Below are 12,908 nucleotides of genomic sequence, written 5' to 3' on the forward strand. Positions count from 1 at the left end.
TTACGACTTCCGCGTATAGAGGTGGAAACCGCCATAGATACCCGAGCGATCCTGCGCATGCCCCAGCGCGCTGCGCTCGGCATCGCGCTGCCAGGTGTGACGCAGCGGAGCGTGCACCTCTTCCTCCAGCGGCGATTCGGAGCCGGCAGTGCGGAAAATCACGCGGACGCCGTCATTGCCAGCGCGGTCGATCGCATCCCACAGCGCGCGAATTTCGTCCGGCGCCATCCAGTCCTGCGAATCGAGCAACACCACGGCGTCGATCTCGCGCGCCGGCAGGCTTTCGATGAATACGCGCAGATTGGCATGCACCGGCGTCACCAGCGCAGCGCGACTCGACGTATCGGCATAACGGCTCCGCTGCAGATAGGGCGGCAGGCAGATGTCCCCAGGGCCGACATAGCTGCGGCTCAGCGCCTGCCAGGCGAAGTAGTTGCTGGCATTCGGATGCACGTCGATCAGCGCCATGGTGCGCTGATAAAGCACCTCGTTGAGCGGCTGATTCCCGGCGAGCAGCGTGCGCTGCTGCGGCGGGATGCCGAGGCTGAAGACCAGCGCCGGCGTGCGCGTCAGCATACGTGCGAACCAGGAATGGAATACGCTATGCAGTTTCGCCAGCGCCTGCTCGCGCTCGAGCGATCCGACCTCTCCTTTCAGCAACGCATTCAGATCGACGCCGGCGACTTTCGCGATCATGTGGCCGAAGCCGATGAAGCGGCCGAGTGCGCCATGACGATAGAAACCGTCGGTAAAGTAACAGTAGCGAGGACGGCCGATGCCGAAGAAGGTGCGTTCATCCCAGTAGCCACGCGCCTCCTCATCCAGTAGCGGGCGCAGGCGATCACGATAGATCGCGGCATTGGCTTTGGAATTTCCCTCGCCAAAGAAGGTCCAGAAATCCTGATAGTTCGGCAGCGCACGCAATCCGGCGAGCTTGAGCTTGAGCAACGACAGATGCGCTTCGTTGAGATCCACCGCATAGACGTGCGCCGGCTTCGCCGCGAGATAGGACAGCGCGTTGCAGCCGCCGCTGGAGATGGTCACGATCGATGACCCCGGCTTCAACTGAAGCGCCGCCATATCGGCCTCCGGATCTTCCCAGATCTGGGTATAGACGAGCCGGCGGAACCAGAAGGCAAACAGGGAATCCCACACCGTCGCTTCATCGCTGGAACGGCTGTTGCGGACGGCATCGGCGATCAGTTGGGTATTCATATCGGTCCTTTTGACGGCCCAAATCGACAATCTGAAATTTTTATCAACCGCAGACTGCAGTTTTGCGACAGATCTTCTCCTTAACGCCGGATCGGCATGACAATCCCACTGTCACAGTGCCGTCGTGTTCGCCTGACATGGGTGCGATTCATTCCGACATCCGACGAGGTGCATCGTGACGATCGTATCCGAAGCCGAAACCACCGCCGGCGCGACTTCGCAAGCCTCCCGGTCGAACGACGCCACCCATCGCATGAACCGGATGTATCGCTGGCAGCGCTTCATCTATGACGCCACCCGCCGCTACTATCTGCTCGGCCGCGATCAGCTCATTGCCGAACTGAAGCCGGCGGCAGGCGCACAGGTTCTGGAAATCGGCTGCGGCACCGGCCGTAACCTTATACAGGCTGCGTGGCGTTATCCCGAAGCGCAGTTCACCGGCATCGATGTCTCGACGGAAATGTTGACCACCGCCCTCGGTTCGATTAGGCGCCACGGTCTCGACGGCCGCATCCGCGTCGCCCATGGCGATGCCACCGATTTCGATCCGATGAAGATTTTTGGCATCGCACCGGATCACATCGTGGCCTCCTATGCGCTCTCGATGATCCCCGACTGGCAAGGCGTCCTCGACGAGGCGGTAACGCGGCTGAAGCCAGGCGGCAAGCTCCATATCGTCGATTTCGGCGATCAGGAGCGCCTGCCCGCCAGCGTACGCCGCGTGCTGCAACACTGGCTGTCGCTGTTCGATGTAACGCCGCGGCGTGAACTACAGAATGCGCTCGCCTCTCTCGCCGAGCGCCATCAAGCCCAGCTCGATTTCAAGCGGCCGTTTCGTGGGTACGCGCAATCGGCCGTGCTGACATTGAAGAAGTAGCTCAGAGCCGTAGCGCGGATGAGCCGAAGGCGTAATCCGCCGCCGAGTTCCAATTTTGGATTCGACCGGCGGATTACGCTTCGCCCATCCGCCCTACGAATGCGAGCGTCAGGCCAGCTCCTTCCGTTTCACCACATTCCGATACGCCTCCACCCCGCCGAACAGCGCGATAGAGAGGATGAACGGAATCAGGTGATAGAACAGGCGGAACAGCAGCAGCACCGCAAGCAGCTGCTCGGTATGCTCGCCGCCTAGCCCGATCAAAATCGTCGCGTCGAACACGCCGATGCCGGCCGGTGCGTGGCTGGCAAAGCCGAGCAGCGTTGCAGCGATGAACACCACGATCACCTGAGCGACGCCGACATTCATCGTTTCCGGGATCAGCACATACATAGAGAGCGCGGCCGCTGCGAGGTCGACGAGTCCGATGCCGATCTGCAGGAACACATTGCGGCCGCTCGGCACAGGAACCGACCACTGGCCGCCGCCGATTGCGCGGGTGCCATTCCATGTCCAGAACACATAGCCGACGATGCCGAGCAAGATAGCGGCGGCAATGCCGCGATTCACTTGTGGAGCGAGCTGGTCGATCTTGCTGATTGCTTCCGGCGCATAGATTGTGCTCAGCGCGAGCGCCGTGAGATTGCCGAGCCAGAACGTCAATCCGGTGAGAAAGCAGATGCGAGCGACACCACCGGGGCCGATGCCGTGCGGGGCATAGATCCGATAGCGCACGGCCGACGAAACCAACAGCACGGCTCCGGTCCCGTGCGCGATCGGATAGCTGGTGAAATTCGCCAGCGCGGCGATGCGGTATGGCAGATCCCCACGCCCGATCATCTTGAGCGCCAGCCAATCGTAAAGCGTGAGGCTGCCATACGAGATCGCGACAAAAGCCAGCGACAATGCGATCGCCATGGGGTCCACCATGCGCATCGCGACCAGGACCTTGTCCAGATCGACGCCCTTCAACGCCTTGCTCAGCGCCAGAAAGGCAATAATGGCAATCGTGAGGCTGACCGCGATACCGAACAGCCGCAAAGTGAGACGATGGCGCATCACCTCGATGATATTTCGTAACACAGGTGGCACGCCGCTCCACTTTTCTCTAGAAGTGAACGCGACGTGATTCGCGCCCGCAGTAAGCGCGCTTATGTGACACGTCGATATGACAGCCGCGCAAAACGAGCGCGAGAGCGTCACCCGATAAATAAACCGGTGCACTCCAAATTCAGCCGCAAGGCTGTCGCAAGAGATTCATGCGAACTCCGTAAGTGGCGTTCGCATACACGCCAACGCGATGCGCGAACTACGACCAAAAGCAGGGCCTCATGTCGACCGAGACGGATTTTCAGCTCACCACCAACCAATGGGATATGCTGCGGGCACTCCGCCCCACCGACGCCCCCATCGGCAAGCTGAACCGCTATGTGCTCGACCAACTGGCCGAGCTGGGCCTGGTTGCGCTGGTGGATGACGTCCCGGCTTTGACCGCCACCGGCCGCGCCGTCGTGCTGCGTGGTTGCCCTCGATTGTGGGATCTCGCGGCCTGAGCCACATCGCCGGCCGTTATGCGGCCTCGCTCAGTGGATACCGACGCCGACCAGGCGATCGATCAGTCCGTGATCGCTCTTCAAGGTCTCCGGCGTTCCGCTCCAACTCGTACGTCCGCGCTCCATCACCATGACGCTGTTGGCGAAATCGAGCGCGCGTTCGATCTGCTGTTCCACCAGAATGATGGTCATCTCGCCGGTGGCGGCGAGCTGCACCAGCATGGCCATCAATTCGTCGCAGATCACAGGTGCAAGGCCCTCGAGCGGTTCGTCAAGCAACAGGATTGACGGTTTGCCGAGCAGTGTGCGGGCCATGGACAGCATCTGCTGCTCCCCGCCGGAGAGCTGCTTGCCGAAATTTCCGCGGCGCTCACGCAGACGCGGGAACATTGCATAGGCTTCGTCCAAGGCCGACAGCGGGCGGCCCTTGAGGCCGGCGCGCAAATTCTCCTCGACCGTCAGCGAGGCGAAGATATCGCGCGTTTGCGGCACATAGCCGATGCCGAGTTCGGCCCGCGTCGATGTGCGGCGGCCGGCGATGTTGTCTGCGCCGAGCCTGATCTCACCGCCATGGCGCGTGGTCAGCCCCATCAGCGTTGCCAGCAGTGTCGTCTTGCCCATGCCGTTACGGCCGAGCACGGCCAGGCGATCGCCGGGATGCACGTCGAAAGAGACACCCTCGATGATGCGGGTCTGCCCATAGCCGGCGCAGAGGTCACGGATCTCAAGCGCTGCGGCGGGCATCGGCATAACTCCCGAGATAGGCGCGGCGCACTTCGTGATCGGCTGTGACGTCCTGAGGCGATCCTTCGAAGATCAGCCGCCCGGCCGCGAGCACCAGTACGCGCTTCGCGAATTTGAAGACCAGATCCATGTCGTGCTCAATCATCAGCACCGCAATGTCGGGCGGCAGGCGATTGATGGCCTCGAGAATCTTTGGCGCCTCGTCATGTGGCACACCGGCGGCGGGCTCGTCGAGCAACAGCACCTTCGGATGCAGCGCGAGACCGATGGCGAGCTCGATCAGGCGCTGCTGGCCATAGGCGAGTTCGATCACCTTGCGATAAGCGAGATGGTCGAGGCCGAGATGCGCGAGGATCTCGCTCCATTCGGCTTTCACTTCGGGCATTTCCGTCGAGCTGGAGAAGAAGCGGCGGCTGGTGCGCTTTCGCTGCATGATCGCCAACGCAACATTGTCGGCGACCGTGAGATTCATAAACAACCGTGTCACCTGGAACGTGCGCACGAGACCGCGCCGCACGCGATCGGGAATGCTGAGGCGGGTGATATCGTCGCCACCCATGAAGAACTGGCCTTCACTGGGCGCGATGTCGCCGGTGATCAGATTCACCAGCGTTGTCTTACCCGCGCCATTCGGACCAATCAGAGCCACGCGGTCGCCGGAAGTGAGCTTGAAATTGACGTCCCGCGTCACGTGCAGGCCACCAAAAGAGCGGGAGACGGCGCGGGCCTCGAGGAGATCGGTCATGCCGCCTCTCCCTTGCGCCTGAATTTCGTCCAGAACGACAGCACCGGCTCGATCAGACCGCGCGGCGCGAACACCACGATGAGAATGAGCAGAAGGCCGACAAGGGTCATCCAGTGGAACGGGTTGGCGGCCGCCACAATATGCTCGAAGATCATGAAGATCACCGTGCCGGCCAGCGCGCCCCAAAGATGACCGGCGCCACCGAGCACCAGCATCACCAGCACTTCGGCCGAGCGTTCGAAGCTGACGCTGTCGAGGCCCACAACACCGGTCGAGATCGCGGTCAGCGCGCCCCCGATGCCGGCGACGGCACCCGCAACGCCATACATCGCCACGAGACGCGGATAGATGGAGACGCCAATCATCCTGGCTCGCAGATCGTCATCCTTGATACCTCGGCACATCAGACCGAAGGGCGAACGAACGAAACGCTTCAGCACGATGAAAGTGATGACCAGCACGCCGAGCGAGAACAGAAAAGCCGTGCGGCTGTACATGTCGAAGCCATAGATGCCAAACACCTTGCTGGGTTCGATGCCCGAGAGGCCGTCGCTGCCGCCAGTGAGCCAGGACAGTTTGTTGGCAAGGCCGGCAACGAGCTGGCCGATGGCAATCGACAGGACGAGCTGGGGCAAGCCGCGGAAACGCGTGATCAGGGCGCCGGAGATGAGACCCATCACAGTGCCCGCGAACAGGCCGACCACGAGCAATGCAACCGGATCCGTGACGCCACGGACGCAGGCGATTCCGGCGGCATAGGCGCCCACGCCGAACTGCGCAGCATGGCCGAGCGTCGCGACGCCGCAATAGCCGGTGACGAGATCGAGCGACAGCACCAGGAAGGCGATGCCGATCAGCCGGGTCAGAAAGGCGAGATCATCCGGATAGAGGAAATAGCCGACGGCACCGAGCGCCAGGATGGCCAGCGCACCGGCCGCATCCTGAACGAACGGCAGATTGCGCTTGTGGGGAACGTGGGTCACGGCCATGTCGCTCATGTGTGTGCCTTACCGAACAGGCCGTGCGGAAACAGAAATACGATGACGATCACCGATAGATAGAAGAAGAAATCGCCAAACTCTGGCGCGAGATATTTCCCGGTCGTATCGGCGAGGCCAAGCAGCAGCGATGCTGACAGGGCCCCGAGGATCGAGCCTGCACCGCCCACGGAGACCACCACGAGGAAGGTCACCATGTAGCGGAGGGCATAGAAGGGCTCGATCGGCAGGATTTCCGCACCGACCACGCCGCCGAAAGCGCCAAGACCGATGGCGAGTGCAAAGGTCGCGGCATAGATGATCTCGGTACGGATGCCCAGCGCATCGGCCATCCCGCTGTGATCGACGGAGGCACGGAGCTTGATGCCGAACTCGGTCTTTTCGATGAGCAGCCAGAGCGCCAATGCCACGACGAGGCCGCAGACGATGACGAAGACGCGGTGCGTCGGCAGCATGCGGAAACCGATATCGAGCGGGCCACTCAACGTTTGCGGCAACGGAATCGGCTTCAACGACGGACCGAAAATAAAATTGACGATGCCAATGATGAAGAATGTGATGCCGATGGTCATCAGCACCTGAATCAAGGGATCGGCCTTGCGATAGATGCGGCGATACAGCAGCAGCTCGAACGGGATCGAGGCGACGATGGCGCCCACCACCGCAATCAGAATGGCGACGCCGTAATGCACGCCGAGATCGCGAAGGGCATAGGAGGCGAGATAGCCGCCGATCATCGCGAAGGCGCCATGAGCGAGATTCACCACGCGCATGAGGCCCATCATGATCGACAGGCCGATGGAAATGATGAACAGCACCATCCCGTAGGCGACGGCGTCGGTCATGATGCTGAAAATAGTGCGCATGATTGATCCTATGCCGAATGCGCAGCCAGGCGCCATTCGCCGCGATGCGACATGGCGTCATGGACAACGACACCGCCCACCATGGTGAGTAGCACCTGTATCGATTTCAACGAAGCGGCATCTGAATTGAACGGGTCGCGATCGAGCGCAATCAGGTCAGCGGCCATGCCGGGCATCAGCGTGCCGCGCCAATGTTCCTGTTTCATCGCGATGGCACTGCCCACGGTATAGCTATGGATCGCCTCACGCACGGTTATCGCTTCCTTTGGTCCGATCGCCGGACCACCATCGGATGCACGGCCGACGGCATCGCCGATGCCGTCCCAAGGCGACCACGATCCTGTCGGCGCATCCGAACTGGCGATATAGGTCACGCCGGCATCGATAACCGAGCGGCCGGGATAACAGCGATCGGCCCGCGCGCCAAAAGCACCGGCTATGGAGCGGCGCATGCGGGTGAGAAAACTCGGCTGGGTCACGACCAGTGCGCCCAGCGCCTTCATCCGGGCCAGGCCACCCTTAGGCGGCACGAAATAATGCTCGATGCGGTGGCGCATATTTTCGCGCGGATGCGCGGCCTGCGCCTTTTCATAGGCTGCGATGATGCAGTCCGTCGCGCGATCACCACAGCAATGCACGGCCACCTGCCAGCCGGCGGCGTGAGCTTCTCCGATCACGCGCTGCAGCTCCGCCGCGTCGCGCATGAAGAAACCGCGCCCCGGCGTATCCGCATAATCCTCGCTGACGGCGGCGGTGCGCGCGCCGACAATGCCGTCGGCGAAATATTTCAGGCTGATGGACTGCCAGTCGGCATCCTGCACGGGCTTCAGCCCGCGCTCGGCTGCTTCATCGGGATCAAGCTGGTTCATGAATCCAAGGCGCATCGGCACGGGCCCGCGGCCACGCAATTCATTCCAGATCGTGAACTCATCGTCGAATCCGACCGTGAAGCCCACTGCGGCTTCCACGGCCGCCACGAGACCCATGCGCGTGCTGTCTGCAATGGTCGCACGCAAGGCGGCAATCAGTTCATCACGATCCATCGGCGGCGCTGCGCGAAAGATCAGTTCGGCCGCGCTCTCCTTGGCACAGCCATCGAGGACGCCCTCGGCGGTACGGCCGAAAGTGCCGCCTTCAGGATCGGCGATCCCCTCATCAACACCGAGCAACTTCAACGCCATGCTGTTGACGACGGCGACATGGCCGCAAAAGCGACGGATCAGCACGGGATGATCGGGAATGACGACGTCGATCTCGGCGCGGGTCGGCAACCGGCGCTCGGCGAGGCCGTTCTCGTCGAGGCCCGCACCGAGCACCCATTTGTCGGTTGAGATATCGCCTGCACGCTTTGCAAGCAGCGCCAGCACAGCATCGACAGTCGAGGCGTCACGCGGCGTCACCGGCACCTGCAGACGGGCATGGGCGATGGCGAACAGATGGATATGCGCGTCGGTCAGCCCCGGAATGACCGTCGCGCCATGGAGATCGATGGTCTCGTCGGCGGCCGGAGCGGCGTCCGCGGCACCCGTCCAGATCACCTTGCCATCGCTGACGGCGATGCTGTCCGCGGGGGCTTCGTCCCAGGCGGAACGATAGATGCGGCCATTGGTGAGCAAGATGGAAGACACGACGCGCTTCATATTGGAATTTAACATCTCGAGATTCCGGAGCGCGTGCCGTCGATGCGACACGCGCCCCGGACGTGCTGGCCCTTACTGCTTGCTGAGTGCCCAATCGGGCTGGTCGGCAAAAGTCTGGCTTTCCTTGTTGATCAGCTTGCCATCCACCTTCTCAACGCTGCGCAGATAGACGTTCTGACGGATGTGGCGGGTCGTCGGATCGATCGACACCGGACCGCGCGGGCTCACCCATTTCATGTCCTTCACAGCATCGACGGCCTTGACCGGATCACGCTTGCCATCGGTGGCCTCGATCATCTTGTAGATCAGGCGCGCACCGTCATAGGCAGCGACGGCGGTCATGGTCACCTCGTCCATGCTGGCGCCGCCCTTTTTGAGCTGGGCAAGGAACGCAGCATTTTCCTTGGAGTCATGCGAGACCGCATAGTGATAGGTCGAAAGGATGCCGATGCCGGAATCGCCGATGTTCGGCAGGTCCGGCTCGGTAACCACGTCGCCGGTCGACATCAGTTTGACGCCGCTCGCCTTGAGGCCGTTGTCGATATAGGCCCTCACGAATCCCAGGGTAGGCGGCCCCGCAGGCAAAAAGGTAAAGATCATGTCAGCGCCAGCGTCCTTGATACGCTGCATAATCGGGCTGAAATCGGTGGTGGCGAGTGGAATGCGAATCGCTTCGACCACAGTGCCGCCCTCGCCTTCAAAGGTCTTCTTGAATGCCGCCTCGGCATCGATGCCCGGACCGTAATCGCTGACCGCGATTGCGACTTTCTTCGCACCATTCTTGAACGCGACCTTCGCCGCCGGCACCGTGTTCTGCCACATGGTGAAAGAGGTGCGCACGATATAGGGGCTCTTTTCGACGATAGCCGAGGTCGCTGCGTTCATCACGATCAGCGGAGTCTTGGACTCCTCCAGCAGCGGCGCGATAGCCATCGCATTCGGCGTAAAATAGACGCCCGCGAGATATTGCACCTTGTCCTTGACCAGCAGCTCCTGGGCGAGCGCCTTGGATTTCGCAGGATTCGGCGCTTCCTCGTCGCGGTAGACGAATTCGACGGTATGATTGCCGACCTTGTTGCCATTCTCGGCGACCCAGGCATCGATGCCCATCTTGAAGTTCTTGCCGAACAGCGAATGCGGCCCCGACATGGTGCCGATGATGCCGACCTTGATGACGTCGGCGGATGCCGGGCCGGTCATCGCGCCCATGATTGCCAGTGCAAGTATCGAACGGCTCATTCTTGTCATTCTAGTTGTCCCCCTGTGTGACCGAAACTGTGATGCTACGGTTTCGCATTCAATAAACGTGCCGGATATCGCTGCAACGACGGCGGGTGCGTGCCATCGTCGCGGCTCAGAACATTTCGAAGTATTCGCGCTGCTCCCAGTCGGAAACCTCTGCTTGGAAGCGATCGATTTCAGCATTCTTGATATGCGTATAATAGTCGACCATCGTCGCCCCCATCTTCTCGCGGAAGAACGGGTCTTCCTTCAGCGCGAAGGTCGCCTCGCGCAGCGACTTCGGCAGAAGATCGGCATTGGTCTCGTAAGGTGTGTCGGCAGACGGGCCGGGATCGAGCTTGCGATCGACGCCATCGAGACCCGAGAGAATCTGAGACGACATATAGAGATAGGGATTCGCCGCGGGCTCGCCGACCCGGTTCTCGATACGTGTCGCGGGATCATTGGGCCCGCCAAGCACCCGCAGCATCGCGCCACGATTGTCACGGCCCCAGATGGCGCGATCCGGCGCCAGCGAATAGGAACGGTAGCGTTTGTAGCCGTTGATCGTCGGCGTGGTGAACACGGTCGCTGCACGCGCATGCGCGAGCAAGCCCGCGAGATAGCCGCGACCGAACGGGGACAAAGGCTCCGTCCCCTCGCTCGCCATGAATGCATTCGTACCCGTCGATCGTGAGACCAACGATTGGTGCAGATGCCAGCCTGACGACACCACATTCGGGATCTTCGGCCGGCACATGAAAGTCGCGTGATAACCGTGGCGATGCGCGATCTGCTTCACAGCACTACGGAACAGGATCATGCTATCCGCCGGCGTCAGACCGACTGTCGGCTGGAACGTGAATTCGCACTGACTCGGGCCATATTCGACCTCCACCGAGCGCAGCGGCAGGTTAAGTGCGAGCACATCGCGCCGGATGATCTCCAGCACCGGCTCCATCTGATCGTAGCGCTGCTCGGTGAGATAATTATAGCCGTGCGAGAGCAGGCTCACTTCCGGCGGATTGCCGGGCTGCCCGGCATCCTCTGGCTTCATGTGCTCGTTCTCGACGCGGAAAATATGAAACTCGACTTCGAGGCCGGCGATGAAATCGTAGCCGCGCGTCTCGAGATCGCCGAGCACCTTCTTGAACAGGTTTCGTGTCGCGAACGGGACCGGGCGGCCGTCGGTGAAATGCACATCGCAGAGAATCCAACCCGTTTCAGGCGCCCATGGCAGCACGCGGAACGTACTGGGGTCGGGGATCATCAGCACGTCGGCAGCGCCCTGCATCTCCGGGATGCCGAAACCGCCACCGGCGGTGAACACCGGAAACACCGTCTTGTGCGAGGTGTCCTTGGCAAACATCGTCGTGGTGATGGAGCAGCCACTTTCGAGGCAACGCAATGCCTCGCCCGCGATCAGCGTCTTGCCACGCAGAATGCCGTGCTGATCTGGAAACGACAACCGGATCACTTCCAGCTGCTTTTCCTCGACGATGGCGCGCAGCCGCAGCGCTGCTTCCTTCTGCTCCGCGGACCACAAACCGTGACGTTCAACGAAACTCAACGCACTCTCCTCAGCTCAACCGCGGCGCTAATAACCTCTCCCCGCTTGCGGGGAGAGGTTAGAACTCACTCTGCCGCCGGCAAATGCACAACGTTGGAGCCTGGCTCGGTCTGATCCGCCGGTACCGGCGCCATCCACGGCGCGCCGCGGCGACGGGCGACGTCGACCTCCATCCAGTAGGTTTCCCAGCCCTTGCTTGGCCCGATACCGTCCATCGTCCCCGGCCCCTGGATGCTGCGCGCGTTGTCCGCATCGAGGAACAGCATCGGCTTCTGGCCACCGGCGACCTTCTCGATCTCCGCACGTAACAACTTGCGATAGGCAATGATCGCCTTGTCGCTGGAGCCAAGATGCTCGCGGGTGCGATCCTGAATCTTGCCCATGGATTCCACTGCCCACTGGTCGTGGACATTGATGTCGGCGCCCATGCCTGTATAGGTCTCGTGCTTCTGCTCGTGCGGATCGAAGCCATAGTCGTTCCGCTTGTTCTTGCGCGAGGTATAGTTCGGTAGCTCATAGAGCTCGAGCCGCTGATCGGTCATCTTCTTCTTGTCCACCGGCTTGGTGTAGCTGGTGAAGATCGCATACCAGTAGCAATTCTCATCATCCACCGGCACATGCCACTGGGTGATGGTCATTTCCGAGCTCATGGGAATGACGAAGCCATGCGGGAACAGCTGGTTGGTGACGCGCACGTGGGTTCGCTCTTCATCGAGCTCGCGCAGCGCAATGAGACGCAGGCCGTATTCAGTCGATTCCACATTGATGATCGGGCGATCATATTCGCGCAGGATCTTGGTCATCGGCACTTCCGTGCCGGCCGACGCGCCGCGGAATTGCTTGCCATAGGATGCCTTGACGTCTTCATCCTCGAAAAAACGATGCAGGAAGGACGCGTGCGCCGGATCGATGCCGACCTCCAGCGCCTGCAGCCAATTGCATTCGAACAGGCCCTTGAAGGCGAAAGTGTACTGCTCAGGCGCCGCAAAGCAGTCGATTTCCGGGAAAGCCGGCGGCTCGCCTTCGCCAAGATAGGCCCACAGGATGCCCCCCTTTTCGACGACGGGATAAGCGCGCTGCTTGATGCCCTGGCACAGGCGCGAATTCTTCGGCTCGGCCGGTGTCTCCAGGCACTTGCCCTCGACATCGAATAGCCAGCCATGGAACGCGCAACGCACGCCGCCGCCTTCGAGGCGACCGAAAGCGAGATCGGCGCCGCGATGCGGGCAATCGCGATCCAGCAGCCCATAGCGACCCTGCTCATCGCGGAAAACGACAAAATCCTCGCCGAGGAGACGTACCGGGCGGATCGGCCGTTCGCCTTCGAGCTCCGCCGTGAGCGCAGCGGGCTGCCAATACATGCGCATCAGCTTGCCGGCTGGCGCTTTGGGCCCGATGCGGGTGATCAGGTCGTTCTGCTCTTGGCTCATCATGGCGCTGGACCTTTCCTCGTTTTGCTCGACTTGACCGAAGCGCTTC

General features: G+C 61.5%; 12 protein-coding genes. 2 read left to right on the forward strand and 10 right to left on the reverse strand.

Annotation, left to right across the window (positions count from 1 at the left end):
- Positions 1-1,215 (reverse strand): BtaA family protein, encoded by a 1,215-nt coding sequence (locus tag E0H22_RS20255; protein ID WP_233022777.1) that lies wholly within the window; start codon positions 1,213-1,215, stop codon positions 1-3.
- 253 nt (positions 1,216-1,468) lie between these two features.
- On the opposite strand from E0H22_RS20255, the gene E0H22_RS20260 reads away from it, so the two are divergent.
- Entirely contained in the window at positions 1,469-2,092 is a 624-nt protein-coding gene (locus E0H22_RS20260; protein WP_233026445.1) for a class I SAM-dependent methyltransferase, read from the forward strand.
- 108 nt (positions 2,093-2,200) lie between these two features.
- On the opposite strand, the gene E0H22_RS20265 is transcribed toward E0H22_RS20260, so the two are convergent.
- The gene (locus E0H22_RS20265) at positions 2,201-3,175 is read right to left on the reverse strand and encodes a putative bifunctional lysylphosphatidylglycerol flippase/synthetase (protein WP_233022778.1); all 975 of its coding nucleotides are present in this window, start codon (positions 3,173-3,175) and stop codon (positions 2,201-2,203) included.
- Between the two features lie 248 nt (positions 3,176-3,423).
- Here E0H22_RS20265 and E0H22_RS20270 point away from each other — a divergent pair, with 248 nt between their 5' ends.
- Positions 3,424-3,645 (forward strand): hypothetical protein, encoded by a 222-nt coding sequence (locus E0H22_RS20270; RefSeq protein ID WP_233022779.1) that lies wholly within the window; start codon positions 3,424-3,426, stop codon positions 3,643-3,645.
- Positions 3,646-3,675: 30 nt separating this feature from the next.
- Here E0H22_RS20270 and E0H22_RS20275 read toward each other — a convergent pair whose 3' ends face one another.
- The 8 genes from E0H22_RS20275 to E0H22_RS20310 all read right to left on the reverse strand — a co-directional run bounded on the left by E0H22_RS20275 (position 3,676) and on the right by E0H22_RS20310 (position 12,862).
- A complete protein-coding gene (locus tag E0H22_RS20275) occupies positions 3,676-4,389 on the reverse strand; it encodes an ABC transporter ATP-binding protein (protein ID WP_233022780.1) in 714 nt (237 codons plus the stop codon).
- The gene (locus tag E0H22_RS20280; RefSeq protein ID WP_233022781.1) at positions 4,370-5,134 is read right to left on the reverse strand and encodes an ABC transporter ATP-binding protein; all 765 of its coding nucleotides are present in this window, start codon (positions 5,132-5,134) and stop codon (positions 4,370-4,372) included. The genes E0H22_RS20275 and E0H22_RS20280 overlap by 20 nt, the downstream gene beginning before the upstream one ends.
- Entirely contained in the window at positions 5,131-6,123 is a 993-nt protein-coding gene (locus tag E0H22_RS20285; RefSeq protein ID WP_233026446.1) for a branched-chain amino acid ABC transporter permease, read from the reverse strand. The genes E0H22_RS20280 and E0H22_RS20285 overlap by 4 nt, the downstream gene beginning before the upstream one ends.
- A 5-nt stretch (positions 6,124-6,128) precedes the next feature.
- On the reverse strand, positions 6,129-6,998 hold the full coding sequence (locus E0H22_RS20290) for a branched-chain amino acid ABC transporter permease (RefSeq protein ID WP_233022782.1): 870 nt from the start codon (positions 6,996-6,998) through the stop codon (positions 6,129-6,131).
- Positions 6,999-7,006: 8 nt separating this feature from the next.
- Entirely contained in the window at positions 7,007-8,626 is a 1,620-nt protein-coding gene (locus E0H22_RS20295; protein WP_233022783.1) for an amidohydrolase, read from the reverse strand.
- Positions 8,627-8,710: 84 nt separating this feature from the next.
- A complete protein-coding gene (locus E0H22_RS20300; RefSeq protein WP_233022784.1) occupies positions 8,711-9,877 on the reverse strand; it encodes an ABC transporter substrate-binding protein in 1,167 nt (388 codons plus the stop codon).
- A gap of 115 nt (positions 9,878-9,992) precedes the next feature.
- Positions 9,993-11,429, reverse strand: coding sequence for a glutamine synthetase family protein (locus tag E0H22_RS20305; RefSeq protein WP_233022785.1), 1,437 nt, complete (start codon positions 11,427-11,429; stop codon positions 9,993-9,995).
- A 65-nt stretch (positions 11,430-11,494) separates the two neighbouring features.
- Complete coding sequence (locus E0H22_RS20310; protein ID WP_233022786.1) at positions 11,495-12,862, reverse strand: aromatic ring-hydroxylating dioxygenase subunit alpha; 1,368 nt, start codon at positions 12,860-12,862, stop codon at positions 11,495-11,497.
- Between the last annotated feature and the right edge of the window lie 46 nt (positions 12,863-12,908).

This window comes from Rhodopseudomonas boonkerdii (assembly GCF_021184025.1).
GTDB lineage: Bacteria > Pseudomonadota > Alphaproteobacteria > Rhizobiales > Xanthobacteraceae > Tardiphaga > Tardiphaga boonkerdii.